A 15,994-nucleotide genomic window follows, 5' to 3' on the forward strand; every position below is an offset into this window, starting at 1 on the left:
ACATCTTGCTCGACGTCAACGTCTTCGACGAGCTGCGTATCGGCCTGGCAACGGCCGACGACATCCGTGCCTGGTCGCACGGTGAGGTCAAGAAGCCCGAGACCATCAACTACCGCACGCTCAAGCCGGAGAAGGACGGGCTCTTCTGCGAGAAGATCTTCGGCCCCACCCGGGACTGGGAGTGCTACTGCGGCAAGTACAAGCGCGTGCGCTTCAAGGGCATCATCTGCGAGCGCTGCGGCGTCGAGGTGACGCGCTCGAAGGTGCGTCGTGAGCGCATGGGTCACATCGAGCTCGCCGCCCCGGTCACGCACATCTGGTTCTTCAAGGGTGTGCCGTCGCGCCTCGGCTACCTGCTGGACCTGGCCCCGAAGGACCTGGAGAAGGTCATCTACTTCGCGGCCTACATGGTCACGTGGGTCGACGACGAGGCCCGCCACGAGGACCTCCCGAACCTCCAGAACGAGATCGACCTGGAGAAGAAGGAGATCTCGGACCGCCGCGACAACGACATCAACGCCCGCGCCCAGAAGCTCGAGGCCGACCTGGCCGAGCTCGAGGCCGAGGGTGCCAAGGCCGACGCGCGCCGCAAGGTGCGCGACTCCGCCGAGCGCGAGATGGCGCAGCTCCGCAAGCGTTCCGACGCGGAGCTGGACCGCCTCGAGCAGGTCTGGGACCGGTTCAAGAACCTCAAGGTCGCGGACCTCGAGGGCGACGAGATGCTGTACCGCCAGCTCGTCGACCGGTACGGCACGTACTTCGAGGGGTCGATGGGCGCCGCGGCGATCCAGAAGCGCCTCGAGAGCTTCGACCTGGAGGCCGAGTCCGAGTCGCTGCGCGAGACCATCCGCACCGGCAAGGGCCAGCGCAAGACGCGCGCGCTCAAGCGCCTGAAGGTCGTCAACGCGTTCCTCACGACGACCAACTCGCCCACGGCGATGGTGCTCGACGCCGTCCCGGTCATCCCCCCGGACCTGCGCCCGATGGTGCAGCTCGACGGTGGCCGGTTCGCGACGTCGGACCTCAACGACCTGTACCGCCGCGTGATCAACCGCAACAACCGGCTCAAGCGCCTGCTCGACCTCGGCGCGCCGGAGATCATCGTCAACAACGAGAAGCGGATGCTCCAGGAGGCCGTGGACTCGCTGTTCGACAACGGCCGCCGCGGCCGCCCGGTGACCGGGCCGGGCAACCGCCCGCTCAAGTCGATCTCCGACATGCTCAAGGGCAAGCAGGGCCGGTTCCGTCAGAACCTGCTCGGCAAGCGCGTCGACTACTCGGGCCGTTCGGTCATCGTGGTCGGCCCGCAGCTCAAGCTGCACCAGTGCGGTCTGCCCAAGCAGATGGCGCTCGAGCTGTTCAAGCCCTTCGTCATGAAGCGGCTCGTGGAGCTGAACCACGCGCAGAACATCAAGAGCGCCAAGCGCATGGTCGAGCGCACCCGCGGCGAGGTCTGGGACGTGCTGGAGGAGGTCATCCAGGAGCACCCGGTGCTGCTGAACCGTGCCCCCACCCTGCACCGCCTCGGCATCCAGGCCTTCGAGCCGCAGCTCGTCGAGGGCAAGGCCATCCACCTGCACCCGCTCGTGTGCGCCGCCTTCAACGCGGACTTCGACGGCGACCAGATGGCGGTCCACCTGCCCCTGAGCGCGGAGGCGCAGGCCGAGGCCCGCATCCTCATGCTCTCGAGCAACAACATCCTCAAGCCGTCGGACGGTCGTCCGGTGACCATGCCCTCGCAGGACATGATCATCGGCCTGCACCACCTCACGTCCGACCGCCCCGGTGGGGTGGGGGAGGGGCGCGCGTTCTCCTCGCAGGCCGAGGCGATCATGGCCCTCGACCGCGGTGAGCTCGACCTCAACGCCACGATCAGGATGCGGATGTCCGACCTCGTGCCGCCGACCAGCGGCTTCGAGGCCCCCGAGGGCTGGGAGCCCGGGCAGCCGCTGCTGTTCGAGACCACCCTGGGTCGCACGATCTTCAACGAGGCGCTCCCGATCGACTACCCGTTCCAGAACGGTGTCGTCGGCAAGAAGGAGCTCTCGACGATCGTCAACGACCTGGCGGAGCGCTACCCCAAGGTCGACGTCGCGACGTCGCTCGACGCGCTGAAGGACGCCGGCTACCGGTGGGCCACGCGTTCGGGCGTCACGATCGCGATCTCCGACGTGGCGATGCCGGAGATCAAGAACACGATCCTGGACGAGCACGAGCTGCGTGCGCTCAAGGTGCAGGACCAGTTCGACAAGGGTCTGATCACCGACGACGAGCGTCGCCAGGAGCTCATCGAGATCTGGACGCAGGCCACCGACAAGATCGCGTCGGTCATGCGCGAGAACCTCGAGAGCAACTCGCGGAACACGCTCTACCGCATGGTGTCCTCGGGCGCCCGTGGTAACTGGATGCAGGTCCGTCAGATCGCCGGTATGCGCGGCCTCGTGGCGAACCCGAAGGGCGAGATCATCCCCCGCCCGATCAAGTCCAACTACCGCGAGGGCCTGTCCGTCCTCGAGTACTTCATCGCCTCGCACGGTGCCCGCAAGGGTCTGGCCGACACGGCGCTGCGTACCGCGGACTCGGGCTACCTGACCCGTCGTCTCGTCGACGTGTCGCAGGACGTCATCATCCGCGAGGAGGACTGCGGCACCGAGCGCGGTCTGACGCTGCCCGTCGCCGAGCGCATCGGTGACGTGCTGGCGCCGCACCCGCGCGTGGAGACGAGCATCTACTCGCGCACGTTCGCGACGGACGTCGTGGACGCGGACGGCAACGTGGTGGCCGAGGCGGGCTCGGACGCGGGCGACGTGGTGATCGGCAAGGTCATCGCCGCCGGCGTCGAGAGCGTCAAGGTCCGCTCCGTGCTGACCTGCGAGTCGCGCGTCGGCACCTGCGCCAAGTGCTACGGCCGCTCCCTGGCCACCGGCAAGCTGGTGGACATCGGCGAGGCCGTCGGCATCATCGCGGCGCAGTCCATCGGTGAGCCGGGCACGCAGCTGACGATGCGTACCTTCCACACCGGTGGTGTCGCCTCCGCGGAGGACATCACGCAGGGTCTGCCGCGTGTCACCGAGCTCTTCGAGGCCCGCACCCCCAAGGGTGAGGCGCCGATCGCGGAGTACACGGGCACCGTGGCCATCGAGGACACGGAGCGCACGCGCCACCTGGTCCTCACGCCGGACGACGGTGGCGAGGAGATCCGCTACCCGGTGACCAAGCGTGCGCGTCTGCTGATCACGGACGGTCAGCAGGTCACGGTCGGCACCCAGCTGGTCCAGGGCGCCGTCGACCCGAAGAAGGTGCTCCGCATCCTCGGGCCGCGTGCCACGCAGAAGCACCTGGTGGACGAGGTCCAGGAGACCTACCGCTCGCAGGGTGTGGACATCCACGACAAGCACATCGAGGTCATCGTGCGGCAGATGCTGCGCCGCGTGACCGTGCTCGACTCGGGTGACTCGCACCTGCTGCCGGGTGAGCTCGCGGAGCGCGTCCGCTTCGAGGACGCGAACCGTCGTGCCGTGGCGGAGGGTGGCCAGCCGGCCTCCGGCCGTCCGGAGCTCATGGGTATCACGAAGGCGTCGCTCGCCACCGACTCGTGGCTGTCGGCCGCCTCCTTCCAGGAGACGACCCGCGTGCTCACCGAGGCGTCGATGAGCGGTCGTCGTGACCCGCTGCTGGGCCTCAAGGAGAACGTCATCCTCGGTAAGCTCATCCCGGCCGGTACGGGCCTGCCCCGCTACGGGAACATCCAGGTCGAGCCGACGGAGCAGGCGAAGGCCGAGCTCTACCCGAGCTTCGGGTACGACGAGATCGACTTCCCGACGCTCGGCATGGGCTCGGGCGAGGCGATCCCGCTGGAGGACCTCGACTTCGGCGACTTCCGCTAGAACCCACGGGTCTCCGCGCTTCGCCGCGGGGACCCGCCGGGACCCTGGATCCGCTGATCCGTCGGTCCTGAGCACCAGCTGGTCCCCAGGAGGGGCGCACGTCACAGCGTGCGCCCCTCCTGCACCTTTGACCCCGCTTGCTTCCGCGGGTAATCTTGGAAGCCGTGCCCGTGCCGTCGCGCGCGCATCCCGCTGTCAGTCCAGAGCCTTCGGCTCGGGCCGGCTGCCGGAGGCGTCGCCGACCTGAGCGCACAGGTACCCCGGGAAGATCGCTCGGACCGTCCGTGAGGGCGGGGGAGCGGGCCCGGGCCATCGAGCCGGTGGTAAGTGGCGTTGCGGTCCGTGAGGGCCGCGGGTGCCGCATGCGATCGGCACGCACAAGCCAGACAGACCACCGTCGAGGGCCGGCCGGCCCTCGAGAGCTCGAGAAGACGACGGAGACGTAGTGCCTACGATCCAGCAGCTCGTCCGCAAGGGCCGGAGCACGAAGGCCACGGCGTCGAAGACGCCCGCCCTCAAGGCTTCCCCCCAGCGGCGCGGCGTGTGCACGCGCGTGTACACCACCACCCCCAAGAAGCCGAACTCCGCGCTCCGCAAGGTCGCGCGCGTCAAGCTGTCCTCCGGTACCGAGGTCACGGCGTACATCCCCGGCGTCGGCCACAACCTGCAGGAGCACTCGATCGTGCTCGTGCGCGGCGGCCGCGTGAAGGACCTCCCGGGTGTCCGCTACAAGATCGTGCGCGGCGCGCTCGACACGCAGGGCGTGAAGAACCGCAAGCAGGCCCGCAGCAAGTACGGCGCGAAGAAGGAGAAGGCCTGATGCCTCGCAAGGGTCCGGCCCCCAAGCGGCCGCTCATCGTCGACCCCGTCTACGGGTCGCCCGTCGTCACGCAGCTGATCAACAAGGTCCTGCTCGACGGCAAGAAGTCCACCGCCGAGGCGATCGTCTACGGCGCCCTCGAGGGTGTCCGTGCCAAGACGGACCAGGACCCGGTCGTCGTGCTCAAGCGCGCGCTGGAGAACGTCCGCCCGGCTCTCGAGGTCCGCTCCCGCCGTGTCGGTGGAGCCACCTACCAGGTGCCCGTCGACGTCCGCCCCGTGCGCTCGACGACGCTCGCCCTGCGCTGGCTCACCGACTTCTCGCGCGCCCGTCGCGAGAAGACGATGACCGAGCGCCTGATGAACGAGATCCTCGACGCCTCCAACGGCCTCGGTGCCGCGGTGAAGCGCCGCGAGGACATGCACAAGATGGCCGACTCGAACAAGGCGTTCGCGCACTACCGCTGGTGATGCGCTCAGGACGGCTCCGGGTGACCCCCGGGGCCGTCCGCGGATCCGGAGCCGGCCGGGGGCCGGCCCTCCGGCCCGGCTCCCGACCTTCCACCGACAAGGGGTAAGACACCGTGGCACTCGACGTGCTGACCGACCTGAACAAGGTCCGCAACATCGGCATCATGGCGCACATCGATGCCGGCAAGACCACCACCACCGAGCGCATCCTGTTCTACACGGGTGTGAACTACAAGATCGGTGAGACGCACGACGGTGCGTCGACGATGGACTGGATGGAGCAGGAGCAGGAGCGCGGCATCACGATCACGTCCGCCGCGACGACCTGCTACTGGAAGAACAACCAGATCAACATCATCGACACCCCGGGTCACGTGGACTTCACCGTCGAGGTCGAGCGCTCGCTGCGCGTGCTCGACGGTGCTGTCGCGGTGTTCGACGGCAAGGAGGGCGTCGAGCCCCAGTCGGAGACCGTGTGGCGCCAGGCCGACAAGTACGACGTCCCGCGCATCTGCTTCGTCAACAAGATGGACAAGCTGGGTGCCGACTTCTACTTCACGGTCGACACGATCGTCAACCGCCTCAAGGCGAAGCCGCTCGTCATCCAGCTCCCGATCGGGGCGGAGAACGACTTCGAGGGTGTCGTCGACCTCCTCGAGATGAAGGCGCTCACGTGGCGCGGCGACACCAAGATGGGCGAGGAGTACGCGGTCGAGGAGATCCCGGCCGACCTCGTCGAGAAGGCCGAGCAGTACCGGGCCGAGCTCGTCGAGGCCGTCGCCGAGGCCGACGACGAGCTGCTCGAGAAGTTCCTCGGTGGCGAGGAGCTCTCGATCGCCGAGATCAAGTCCGGCATCCGCAAGCTCGTCATCCGGTCCGAGGCCTTCCCGGTCCTGTGCGGCTCGGCGTTCAAGAACAAGGGCGTCCAGCCCATGCTCGACGCCGTCATCGACTACCTGCCGACCCCGCTCGACGTCCCGGCCGTCCAGGGCCACGACGTCAAGGACGCGGAGAAGATCATCGAGCGTCGTCCGGACGAGACGGAGCCGTTCTCGGCCCTCGCGTTCAAGGTCGCCACGCACCCGTTCTTCGGCAAGCTCACCTACGTGCGCGTGTACTCGGGCAAGGTCGCGCAGGGCGCGCAGGTCCAGAACTCGACCAAGGGCAAGAAGGAGCGCATCGGGAAGCTCTTCCAGATGCACTCCAACAAGGAGAACCCGGTCGAAGAGGCGCACGCCGGCCACATCTACGCGTTCATCGGCCTCAAGGACGTCACCACCGGTGACACCCTGTGCGACCCGGCGAACCCGGTCATCCTCGAGTCGATGACCTTCCCCGAGCCGGTCATCGACGTGGCCATCGAGCCGAAGACGAAGGCCGACCAGGAGAAGCTCTCCACGGCGATCCAGAAGCTCGCCCAGGAGGACCCGACCTTCCGCGTCAAGCTGGACGAGGAGACCGGCCAGACCGTCATCGGCGGCATGGGCGAGCTCCACCTCGACATCCTCGTCGACCGTATGCGTCGCGAGTTCAAGGTCGAGGCCAACGTCGGCAAGCCGCAGGTGGCGTACCGCGAGACGATCCGCCGCGCCGCGGAGAAGATCGACTACACGCACAAGAAGCAGACCGGTGGCTCGGGCCAGTTCGCGAAGGTCCAGGTGACCTTCGAGCCGCTCGAGACGGCGGAGGGTGAGCTCTACGAGTTCGCCAACGCCGTCACCGGTGGTCGCATCCCGCGCGAGTACATCCCGTCCGTCGACGCCGGCATCCAGTCGGCGATGCAGCAGGGCGTGCTGGCCGGGTTCCCCGTGGTCGGGGTCAAGGCCACGCTGCTCGACGGCGCCTACCACGACGTCGACTCCTCGGAGATGGCGTTCAAGATCGCCGGCTCGATGGTCTTCAAGGAGGGCATCAAGCGGGCCGACCCGGTCATCCTCGAGCCCGTCATGGCCGTCGAGGTCCGGACGCCCGAGGAGTACATGGGCGACGTGATCGGTGACATCAACTCGCGTCGTGGGATGATCCAGTCCATGGAGGACGCGACCGGTGTCAAGGTCGTGCGCGCCCAGGTACCGTTGAGCGAGATGTTCGGGTACATCGGCGACCTGCGTTCCAAGACGCAGGGCCGCGCGGTGTACTCGATGCAGTTCGACAGCTACGCCGAGGTTCCTCGCAACGTTGCTGACGAGATCATCAAGAAGACCCGGGGCGAGTGAGTCCCCACAGGTCGACGACCTAGCACAACCATCAACCTGTAGGAAACCGCAACGCCCGCAGGGTTACGGCTTGATCGGCCGACACCTGCAACGTTCGGAACATCTACCCATTTCCCAGGAGGACCCCAGTGGCTAAGGCCAAGTTCGAGCGGACCAAGCCGCACGTCAACGTCGGCACGATCGGGCACGTGGACCACGGCAAGACCACGCTCACCGCCGCGATCTCCAAGACGCTCGCGGACACGTACCCCGACCTGCCGGCGAACACGCAGCGCAACTTCGACGAGATCGACGCCGCGCCGGAGGAGAAGCAGCGCGGCATCACGATCAACATCGCGCACATCGAGTACGAGACGCCCAAGCGTCACTACGCGCACGTCGATGCTCCGGGTCACGCCGACTACATCAAGAACATGATCACCGGTGCCGCCCAGATGGACGGCGCGATCCTGGTGGTCGCCGCGACCGACGGTCCGATGGCCCAGACGCGCGAGCACGTGCTGCTGGCCCGCCAGGTGGGCGTGCCCTACCTGCTCGTCGCGCTGAACAAGGCCGACATGGTCGACGACGAGGAGATCCTCGAGCTCGTCGAGATGGAGGTCCGCGAGCTGCTGTCGTCGCAGGAGTTCGACGGCGACAACGCGCCCGTCGTCCGCGTCTCCGGCCTCAAGGCCCTCGAGGGTGACCCCGAGTGGACCAAGAAGATCCTGGAGCTCATGGAGGCCGTGGACGAGAACGTCCCCGACCCCGTGCGCGAGCTCGACAAGCCGTTCCTCATGCCGATCGAGGACGTCTTCACCATCACCGGCCGCGGCACCGTCGTGACCGGCAAGGTGGAGCGTGGCACGCTCGACGTCAACTCCGAGGTCGAGATCGTCGGTATCCGCGAGCCGCAGAAGACCACGGTCACCGGTATCGAGACGTTCCACAAGCAGATGGACCAGGCCCAGGCCGGCGACAACACCGGTCTGCTCCTGCGCGGCATCAAGCGCGAGGACGTCGAGCGCGGCCAGGTCGTCGTGAAGCCGGGTTCGATCACCCCGCACACCGACTTCGAGGCTCAGGTCTACATCCTGGGCAAGGACGAGGGTGGGCGTCACAACCCGTTCTACTCGAACTACCGTCCGCAGTTCTACTTCCGTACCACGGACGTCACCGGCGTCATCACGCTGCCCGAGGGCACCGAGATGGTCATGCCCGGCGACAACACCGAGATGACGGTCGCGCTGATCCAGCCGATCGCCATGGAGGAGGGCCTCGGCTTCGCCATCCGTGAGGGTGGCCGCACGGTCGGTTCCGGCCGTGTCACCAAGATCATCAAGTGATCTGCTGATCCTCAGCTGATCGCCTGAAGGACCGGAGGCCCGGGCCCCGACAAGGGCCCGGGCCTCCGGTGCGTCCGGCGTCACAGCGGAAGAACCCCGTTCCGGCTTGGAATCGCGGGGTTCCCTGTGGCAAGATGTTCAGGTTGCCTGTCACGGGCGCGTTCTTTCTCGTGTCGAACAGTGTGTAGCACCACGGTGCGTGCGCCGGTCCGGATCTCCGGAACGGCCCGCGTCGCCTGGAGCGGATCCCCTCCCGGAGAGGGGTCGCGGGGTTGCCGGCTGTCGACGCGCTAGAGCGCCCCGTGGGACACATGTCTCGACAGGCCAGACAAACGTCGTGGTCCGCCCCGCGGACCACAATCAACGGCCCCACACCGAACGGTGTGTGCCCGGGTGCGCCGCACTGTTGTGACAACAACTGCGACACGCCCGAGCGCGGGGGTCGGACAGTAGCGGTTCGAGAGAGAGAGTCAGACGACGCCATGGCGGGACAGAAGATCCGCATCCGGCTCAAGTCCTACGACCACGAGGTCATCGACAGCTCGGCGCGCAAGATCGTCGACACGGTGACGCGCGCTGGTGCGACGGTCGTGGGTCCGGTGCCGCTGCCGACGGAGAAGAACGTCTTCACCGTCATCCGGTCGCCTCACAAGTACAAGGACAGCCGCGAGCACTTCGAGATGCGCACGCACAAGCGGCTCATCGACATCATCGACCCCACGCCGAAGGCCGTCGACTCGCTCATGCGTATCGACCTGCCTGCCGACGTGAACATCGAGATCAAGCTCTGAGGCTGGGATAGATATGACCAACCAGCAGAAGAACGTGACCGCGGTGCTCGGCACCAAGCTCGGTATGACGCAGCTGTGGGACGACGCCGGTCGTCTTGTCCCCGTCACCGTCGTGGCCGTCCCGACCAACGTCGTGACGCAGGTCCGCTCCGCGGACGCCGACGGCTACGCGGCCGTCCAGCTCGCCGCCGGCCAGATCGACCCGCGCAAGGTCACCAAGCCGCTCAAGGGCCACTTCGAGAAGGCCGGCGTCACGCCGCGCCGTCACGTCGCCGAGGTCCGGACCGAGGACGCCGCCGAGTTCACGCTCGGCCAGGAGATCACCGCCGCCGCCTTCGAGGCCGGCACCGTGGTCGACGTCGTCGGCACCACCAAGGGCAAGGGCACCGCCGGTGTCATGAAGCGCCACGGCTTCTCCGGTGTCGGCGCCTCGCACGGTGCCCACCGCAACCACCGCAAGGCCGGCTCGATCGGTGGCGCCTCGACGCCGTCGCGCGTGTTCAAGGGCCTGCGGATGGCCGGTCGCATGGGCCACGAGCGCATGACCGTCCAGAACCTGACCGTCCACGCGGTCGACGCCGAGAAGGGTCTGCTGCTCGTCAAGGGCGCGGTTCCCGGCCCCAAGGGTGGCGTCGTCGTCGTGCGTAGCGCCGCGAAGGGTGCGTGACCCCCATGGCTAACCAGACCGTCGACGTGCTCGACGCCCAGGGCAAGAAGGCCGGCAACGCCGAGCTTCCTGCCGAGGTGTTCGACATCGACACCAACGTCCCGCTGATCCACCAGGTGGTCGTCGCGCAGCTCGCTGCCGCCCGTCAGGGCACGCACTCCACCAAGACCCGCGGCGAGGTCCGCGGTGGTGGCAGGAAGCCGTACAAGCAGAAGGGCACCGGCCGCGCCCGTCAGGGTTCGACCCGCGCCCCGCAGTTCGCCGGCGGTGGCACCGTCCACGGCCCGCAGCCGCGCAAGTACGACCAGCGGACCCCGAAGAAGATGAAGGCCGCCGCTCTCCGCGGTGCCCTGTCCGACCGGGCTCGCGCCGGCCGCGTCCACGTGGTCTCCGGCTTCGGCATCGACGGTGCGCCGTCGACCAAGACCGCGGTCAAGACGATCGCCGCGCTCACCGAGCGCACGCACGTCCTCGTGGTCACCGAGCGCTCGGACGAGCTGACGATCAAGTCGCTCCGCAACGTCCAGCAGGTCCACCTGCTGACGGCGGACCAGCTCAACACCTACGACGTGCTCGTCTCCGACGACGTCGTCTTCACGGAGGGTGCGCTCGCCGCGTTCCTCGCCGGCCCGGCCACGGGCAAGAGCGTGAAGGCCGTCGCCACGGAGTCCGAGGCGGCCGAGACCGAGGAGGCCACCAAGTGACCGCCGTGACGAAGGACCCGCGCGACATCCTGATCGCGCCGGTCGTCTCCGAGAAGTCCTACAACCTCCTCGACGAGGGCAAGTACACCTTCGTCGTGGACCCGCGGGCCAACAAGACCGAGATCAAGATCGCGGTCGAGCAGGTCTTCGGCGTCAAGGTCGACTCGGTCAACACGATCAACCGCAAGGGCAAGGCGCGTCGCACGCGCTTCGGCCTGGGCAAGCGCAAGGACACGAAGCGCGCGATCGTGACCCTCCGTGAGGGCACGATCGACATCTTCGGCGGTCCGGCTTCCTGAGGCGCAGAGAGCAGATCGAGGACTAACCCATGGGAATCCGTAAGTACAAGCCGACGACGCCCGGCCGCCGCGGCTCCAGCGTCGCCGACTTCGTCGAGATCACGCGCTCGCAGCCGGAGAAGTCTCTGGTCCGACCGCTGTCCAAGACCGGTGGGCGCAACAACACCGGCCGCATCACGACCCGTCACAAGGGTGGTGGCCACAAGCGCGCCTACCGCGTCATCGACTTCCGTCGCCACGACAAGGACGGCGTGCCCGCCAAGGTCGCGCACATCGAGTACGACCCGAACCGCACGGCTCGGATCGCGCTCCTGCACTACGCGGACGGCACGAAGCGCTACATCATCGCGCCGAACAAGCTGTCGCAGGGTGACGTCGTCGAGGCCGGTGCCGGCGCCGACATCAAGCCCGGCAACAACCTGCCGCTGCGCAACATCCCGACCGGTACGGTCATCCACGCCGTCGAGCTCCGCCCCGGTGGCGGCGCGAAGATCGCCCGCTCCGCCGGCGCCTCCGTGCAGCTCGTCGCGAAGGACGGCCCGTACGCCCAGCTGCGTATGCCGTCCGGCGAGATCCGCAACGTCGACCTGCGCTGCCGCGCCACGGTCGGCGAGGTGGGCAACGCCGAGCAGTCGAACATCAACTGGGGCAAGGCCGGCCGCAAGCGCTGGAAGGGCGTCCGCCCGACCGTGCGTGGTGTGGTCATGAACCCGGTCGACCACCCGCACGGTGGTGGTGAGGGCAAGACCTCCGGTGGTCGCCACCCGGTCAGCCCGTGGGGCCAGCCCGAGGGCCGGACCCGCCGCCCGAACAAGCCGAGCGACAAGCTGATCGTCCGCCGTCGCCGCACCGGCAAGAAGCGCTGAAAAGGAGCCTGACAGATGCCTCGTAGCCTGAAGAAGGGCCCCTTCGTCGACGACCACCTGCAGAAGAAGGTGGACGCTCAGAACGAGAAGGGGACCAAGAACGTCATCAAGACCTGGTCCCGTCGGTCGGTCATCACGCCCGACTTCCTCGGTCACACCTTTGCCGTGCACGACGGCCGGAAGCACACCCCGGTCTTCGTCACCGAGGCGATGGTCGGCCACAAGCTCGGCGAGTTCGCTCCCACGCGAACCTTCCGCGGCCACGTGAAGGACGACAAGAAGGGCCGTCGCCGCTGACCCCCGGGTCAGCCGGACGACAGGCCCTGACGGTCTGAGAAAAGGAAGCAGGACAGCAATGGAAGCCAAGGCGCAGGCGCGGTTCGTCCGTGTCACGCCCCAGAAGGCCCGGCGCGTCGTGGACCTCATCCGTGGCAAGCAGGCCGCCGAGGCCGTCGCGGTGCTGAAGTTCGCGCCGCAGGCAGCGAGCGAGCCGATCCGCAAGGTTGTGGAGAGCGCCGTCGCGAACGCCCGGGTGAAGGCCGACCGCGCCAGCGAGCGCTTCGACGAGACGGAGCTCTTCGTCTCGGCGGCGTTCGTCGACGAGGGGCCGACGCTCAAGCGGTTCCGTCCGCGGGCGCAGGGGCGTGCGAGCCAGATCCTCAAGCGCACCAGCCACATCACGGTGGTCGTCGCACCGCGTGAGCAGAAGGAAGGGGCCCGATAGTGGGGCAGAAGGTTCACCCGCACGGGTACCGCCTCGGCATCACCACCGACCACCGGTCGCGCTGGTTCGCCGACAGCACCAAGCCTGGTCAGCGGTACCGCGACTACGTCCGCGAGGACGTGGCGATCCGCAAGCTCATGAGCACCGGTCTCGAGCGGGCCGGCATCTCCAAGGTCGAGGTCGAGCGCACTCGCGACCGCGTCCGCGTGGACATCCACACGGCGCGTCCGGGCATCGTCATCGGTCGTCGGGGTGCCGAGGCCGACCGCATCCGCGGCGAGCTCGAGAAGCTCACGGGCAAGCAGGTTCAGCTCAACATCCTCGAGGTCAAGAACGCGGAGATCGACGCGCAGCTGGTCGCGCAGGGCATCGCCGAGCAGCTCGCGAGCCGCGTCTCGTTCCGTCGCGCCATGCGCAAGGGCATCCAGTCCGCGCAGCGCGCCGGTGCCAAGGGCATCCGCGTGCAGGTCTCGGGTCGTCTCGGCGGCGCCGAGATGAGCCGGTCGGAGTTCTACCGCGAGGGTCGTGTGCCGCTGCACACGCTGCGCGCGAACATCGACTACGGCTTCTACGAGGCCCGCACCACCTTCGGCCGCATCGGCGTGAAGGTGTGGATCTACAAGGGCGACATGACCGAGAAGGAGTTCGCCGCGCAGCAGGCCACCGCCGCGCCCCGTCAGGGTCGTGGACGTGGGCCGGAGCGTGGGGAGCGCCGCGGTGGCGGTCGTCGTCCCGAGCGCCAGGCCCAGCCGGCCGCCGACAGCGCCCCCGCGTCCGACGCGGCCCCGGCGCCGGAGCAGGCTGCGGCCCCCGAGTCCGGAACGGAGGCCTGAGCATGCTGATCCCCCGCAGGCTCAAGCACCGCAAGCAGCACCACCCCAAGCGCTCCGGCGCCGCCAAGGGTGGCACCACGATCGCGTTCGGCGACTTCGGCATCCAGGCTCTCGAGCCGGCCTACGTCACGAACCGCCAGATCGAGGCTGCTCGTATCGCGATGACCCGCCACATCAAGCGTGGCGGCAAGGTCTGGATCAACATCTACCCGGACCGTCCCCTGACCAAGAAGCCCGCCGAGACCCGCATGGGTTCCGGTAAGGGTTCGCCCGAGTGGTGGGTCGCCAACGTCAAGCCCGGCCGGATCGTCTTCGAGCTGGCGGGTGTCGACGAGGAGCTGGCCCGTGAGGCCATGCGCCGCGCGATCCACAAGCTCCCGATGAAGTGCCGTTTCGTGGTGCGCGAGGGTGGTGCTAACTGATGGCAGTCGGAACCAAGGGCCTGGCCCCCGCTGACCTCGATGGCTTCGACGACGAGAAGCTCGTCGCCGAGCTGAAGAAGGCCAAGGAGGAGCTGTTCAACCTCCGCTTCCAGTCGGCCACCGGCCAGCTGGAGTCCCACGGTCGGATCAAGGCCGTCAAGCGCGACATCGCGCGGATCTACACGGTCCTGCACGAGCGCGAGCTCGGTATCCGCACGGCCCCGAGCGTGAGTGAGTGAGGCATCGATGAGCGAGAACACCAACGCGGTGGCCGCTGACGCGACCGAGCGCGGTACGCGCAAGGTGCGTCGTGGCTACGTCGTCAGCGACAAGATGGAGAAGACCATCGTCGTCGAGGTCGAGGACCGCAAGAAGCACCCGCTGTACGGCAAGGTCCTGCGCACCACCACCAAGGTGAAGGCGCACGACGAGCAGAACTCCGCCGGTATCGGCGACCTGGTCGAGATCATGGAGACCCGTCCGCTGTCCGCGACCAAGCGGTGGCGCCTGACGGAGATCCTCGAGAAGGCCAAGTGATCCAGAAGGTCTTCTGACCTTCGGCCGGGGTGGGCCGTGACACACGTATGCGGCCCGCCCCGACCACCTCAGCAACTATCCGTTCGGCAAGGCTCGCCCGGGACCTCTCGGGACGAGAACCAGCTCGACGACAGGAGATCAATCGATGATCCAGCAGGAGTCGCGACTGCGGGTCGCCGACAACACGGGTGCCAAGGAGATTCTCTGCATCCGTGTTCTCGGTGGATCCGGCCGTCGCTACGCCGGTATCGGCGACACGATCGTCGCCACCGTCAAGGACGCGATCCCCGGCGGCAACGTGAAGAAGGGCGACGTGGTCAAGGCCGTCGTCGTCCGGACCGCCAAGGAGCGCCGTCGTCCCGACGGTTCCTACATCAAGTTCGACGAGAACGCCGCCGTCATCCTCAAGAACGACGGTGAGCCCCGCGGCACCCGCATCTTCGGCCCGGTCGGGCGCGAGCTGCGCGACAAGCGGTTCATGAAGATCGTCTCGCTGGCGCCGGAGGTGCTCTGACCATGGCGAAGATCAAGAAGGGCGACCAGGTGATCGTCATCGCCGGTCGCGACAAGGGCAAGACGGGCCGCGTGCTCGAGGTCTTCAAGGACTCCGACCGCATCGTGGTCGAGGGCGTGCAGCGCGTCACCAAGCACGTCAAGGCCGGCCAGACGGCTCGCGGCACCCGCACGGGTGGCATCGAGACCGTCGAGGCGCCGATCCACGTCTCGAACGTGATGATCGTCGACCCGGAGACCAAGAAGGGCACGCGCGTCGGGTTCCGTACCGAGCAGGTCGAGCGCGACGGCCGTACCCGCACCGTCCGTGTGCGCGTCGCCAAGCGTTCCGGGAAGGACATCTGATGACCGAGACCACTCTCGAGGCCCCGGCCACCCCGCGCCTCAAGCAGAAGTACCGCGAGGACATCATCGCGGCGCTGCGCGAGGAGTTCGGCCACCAGAACATCCAGCAGGTCGCCGGTCTGACCAAGATCGTCGTGAACATGGGTGTCGGTGACGCGGCGAAGGACTCCAAGCTCATCGAGGGCGCGATCCGCGACCTCACCGCGATCACGGGGCAGAAGCCCCAGGTGACGCGGGCGAAGAAGTCCATCGCGCAGTTCAAGCTGCGTGAGGGCATGCCGATCGGTGCGCACGTCACGCTGCGCGGCGACCGGATGTGGGAGTTCCTCGACCGCCTGCTGTCGATCGCGCTGCCGCGTATCCGCGACTTCCGCGGCCTGAGCCCGAAGCAGTTCGACGGGCACGGCAACTACACCTTCGGTCTCACGGAGCAGTCGATGTTCCACGAGATCGACCAGGACAAGATCGACCGCGTCCGCGGCATGGACATCACGGTCGTGACCACGGCGACGACCGATGACGAGGGCCGCTCCCTGCTGCGTCGTCTCGGCTTCCCCTTCAAGGAGCAGAACTGA

General features: G+C 67.7%; 19 protein-coding genes. All 19 read left to right on the forward strand.

Features of this window, described 5'->3' with window-relative positions; translation table 11 throughout:
* Positions 1-5: 5 nt before the first annotated feature.
* The 19 genes from ACFU9A_RS07335 (at position 6) to rplE (ending at position 15,994) form a co-directional block, all read left to right on the forward strand.
* Entirely contained in the window at positions 6-3,887 is a 3,882-nt protein-coding gene (locus ACFU9A_RS07335; RefSeq protein ID WP_430574591.1) for a DNA-directed RNA polymerase subunit beta', read from the forward strand.
* A 445-nt stretch (positions 3,888-4,332) separates the two neighbouring features.
* Positions 4,333-4,707 carry a 30S ribosomal protein S12 gene (rpsL, locus tag ACFU9A_RS07340; RefSeq protein ID WP_430574592.1) on the forward strand — a complete coding sequence of 125 codons (375 nt, stop codon included), beginning with the start codon at positions 4,333-4,335 and terminating at the stop codon, positions 4,705-4,707.
* A complete protein-coding gene (gene rpsG / locus ACFU9A_RS07345; RefSeq protein ID WP_430574593.1) occupies positions 4,707-5,177 on the forward strand; it encodes a 30S ribosomal protein S7 in 471 nt (156 codons plus the stop codon). The genes rpsL and rpsG overlap by 1 nt, the downstream gene beginning before the upstream one ends.
* A 113-nt stretch (positions 5,178-5,290) precedes the next feature.
* Complete coding sequence (fusA, locus tag ACFU9A_RS07350) at positions 5,291-7,393, forward strand: elongation factor G (RefSeq protein ID WP_430574594.1); 2,103 nt, start codon at positions 5,291-5,293, stop codon at positions 7,391-7,393.
* Between the two features lie 128 nt (positions 7,394-7,521).
* A complete protein-coding gene (gene tuf / locus ACFU9A_RS07355) occupies positions 7,522-8,718 on the forward strand; it encodes an elongation factor Tu (protein ID WP_430574595.1) in 1,197 nt (398 codons plus the stop codon).
* A gap of 482 nt (positions 8,719-9,200) precedes the next feature.
* Positions 9,201-9,509, forward strand: coding sequence for a 30S ribosomal protein S10 (rpsJ, locus tag ACFU9A_RS07360; RefSeq protein ID WP_013837837.1), 309 nt, complete (start codon positions 9,201-9,203; stop codon positions 9,507-9,509).
* Positions 9,510-9,522: 13 nt separating this feature from the next.
* A complete protein-coding gene (gene rplC / locus ACFU9A_RS07365; RefSeq protein WP_416342460.1) occupies positions 9,523-10,176 on the forward strand; it encodes a 50S ribosomal protein L3 in 654 nt (217 codons plus the stop codon).
* Between the two features lie 5 nt (positions 10,177-10,181).
* Entirely contained in the window at positions 10,182-10,880 is a 699-nt protein-coding gene (rplD, locus tag ACFU9A_RS07370) for a 50S ribosomal protein L4 (protein WP_430574596.1), read from the forward strand.
* Positions 10,877-11,179 carry a 50S ribosomal protein L23 gene (gene rplW, locus ACFU9A_RS07375; RefSeq protein ID WP_079572420.1) on the forward strand — a complete coding sequence of 101 codons (303 nt, stop codon included), beginning with the start codon at positions 10,877-10,879 and terminating at the stop codon, positions 11,177-11,179. The genes rplD and rplW overlap by 4 nt, the downstream gene beginning before the upstream one ends.
* A 29-nt stretch (positions 11,180-11,208) precedes the next feature.
* Positions 11,209-12,045 carry a 50S ribosomal protein L2 gene (gene rplB, locus ACFU9A_RS07380; RefSeq protein ID WP_380321622.1) on the forward strand — a complete coding sequence of 279 codons (837 nt, stop codon included), beginning with the start codon at positions 11,209-11,211 and terminating at the stop codon, positions 12,043-12,045.
* A gap of 15 nt (positions 12,046-12,060) precedes the next feature.
* Positions 12,061-12,342, forward strand: coding sequence for a 30S ribosomal protein S19 (gene rpsS / locus ACFU9A_RS07385; protein ID WP_075829208.1), 282 nt, complete (start codon positions 12,061-12,063; stop codon positions 12,340-12,342).
* 58 nt (positions 12,343-12,400) lie between these two features.
* The gene (gene rplV / locus ACFU9A_RS07390; RefSeq protein ID WP_079572426.1) at positions 12,401-12,769 is read left to right on the forward strand and encodes a 50S ribosomal protein L22; all 369 of its coding nucleotides are present in this window, start codon (positions 12,401-12,403) and stop codon (positions 12,767-12,769) included.
* The gene (gene rpsC / locus ACFU9A_RS07395) at positions 12,769-13,602 is read left to right on the forward strand and encodes a 30S ribosomal protein S3 (protein WP_430574597.1); all 834 of its coding nucleotides are present in this window, start codon (positions 12,769-12,771) and stop codon (positions 13,600-13,602) included. Before rplV ends, rpsC begins: the two co-directional genes overlap by 1 nt.
* Positions 13,603-13,604: 2 nt before the next feature.
* Positions 13,605-14,024, forward strand: a complete 420-nt coding sequence (gene rplP, locus ACFU9A_RS07400; protein WP_380244191.1) for a 50S ribosomal protein L16 — start codon at positions 13,605-13,607, stop codon at positions 14,022-14,024.
* On the forward strand, positions 14,024-14,263 hold the full coding sequence (rpmC, locus tag ACFU9A_RS07405; RefSeq protein WP_380321628.1) for a 50S ribosomal protein L29: 240 nt from the start codon (positions 14,024-14,026) through the stop codon (positions 14,261-14,263). Before rplP ends, rpmC begins: the two co-directional genes overlap by 1 nt.
* Before the next feature lie 7 nt (positions 14,264-14,270).
* On the forward strand, positions 14,271-14,561 hold the full coding sequence (rpsQ, locus tag ACFU9A_RS07410) for a 30S ribosomal protein S17 (RefSeq protein WP_380244189.1): 291 nt from the start codon (positions 14,271-14,273) through the stop codon (positions 14,559-14,561).
* A 145-nt stretch (positions 14,562-14,706) separates the two neighbouring features.
* On the forward strand, positions 14,707-15,075 hold the full coding sequence (gene rplN / locus ACFU9A_RS07415; protein ID WP_380321634.1) for a 50S ribosomal protein L14: 369 nt from the start codon (positions 14,707-14,709) through the stop codon (positions 15,073-15,075).
* 2 nt (positions 15,076-15,077) lie between these two features.
* A complete protein-coding gene (gene rplX, locus ACFU9A_RS07420; protein WP_430574598.1) occupies positions 15,078-15,419 on the forward strand; it encodes a 50S ribosomal protein L24 in 342 nt (113 codons plus the stop codon).
* Positions 15,419-15,994, forward strand: coding sequence for a 50S ribosomal protein L5 (gene rplE, locus ACFU9A_RS07425; RefSeq protein WP_430574599.1), 576 nt, complete (start codon positions 15,419-15,421; stop codon positions 15,992-15,994). The genes rplX and rplE overlap by 1 nt, the downstream gene beginning before the upstream one ends.

The organism is Isoptericola sp. NPDC057653 (assembly GCF_042799955.1).
In the GTDB taxonomy this organism is placed as follows: domain Bacteria; phylum Actinomycetota; class Actinomycetes; order Actinomycetales; family Cellulomonadaceae; genus Isoptericola.

Coding starts and splice junctions, on each gene's coding strand:
- rpsG (WP_430574593.1), top strand. CDS start 4,707: ATGCCTCGCAAGGGTCCGGCCCCCAAGCGGCCGCTCATCGTCGACCCC.
- rpsJ (WP_013837837.1), top strand. CDS start 9,201: ATGGCGGGACAGAAGATCCGCATCCGGCTCAAGTCCTACGACCACGAG.
- rplC (WP_416342460.1), top strand. CDS start 9,523: ATGACCAACCAGCAGAAGAACGTGACCGCGGTGCTCGGCACCAAGCTC.
- rplD (WP_430574596.1), top strand. CDS start 10,182: ATGGCTAACCAGACCGTCGACGTGCTCGACGCCCAGGGCAAGAAGGCC.
- rplB (WP_380321622.1), top strand. CDS start 11,209: ATGGGAATCCGTAAGTACAAGCCGACGACGCCCGGCCGCCGCGGCTCC.
- rpsS (WP_075829208.1), top strand. CDS start 12,061: ATGCCTCGTAGCCTGAAGAAGGGCCCCTTCGTCGACGACCACCTGCAG.
- rplV (WP_079572426.1), top strand. CDS start 12,401: ATGGAAGCCAAGGCGCAGGCGCGGTTCGTCCGTGTCACGCCCCAGAAG.
- rplP (WP_380244191.1), top strand. CDS start 13,605: ATGCTGATCCCCCGCAGGCTCAAGCACCGCAAGCAGCACCACCCCAAG.
- rpmC (WP_380321628.1), top strand. CDS start 14,024: ATGGCAGTCGGAACCAAGGGCCTGGCCCCCGCTGACCTCGATGGCTTC.
- rpsQ (WP_380244189.1), top strand. CDS start 14,271: ATGAGCGAGAACACCAACGCGGTGGCCGCTGACGCGACCGAGCGCGGT.
- rplN (WP_380321634.1), top strand. CDS start 14,707: ATGATCCAGCAGGAGTCGCGACTGCGGGTCGCCGACAACACGGGTGCC.
- rplX (WP_430574598.1), top strand. CDS start 15,078: ATGGCGAAGATCAAGAAGGGCGACCAGGTGATCGTCATCGCCGGTCGC.
- rplE (WP_430574599.1), top strand. CDS start 15,419: ATGACCGAGACCACTCTCGAGGCCCCGGCCACCCCGCGCCTCAAGCAG.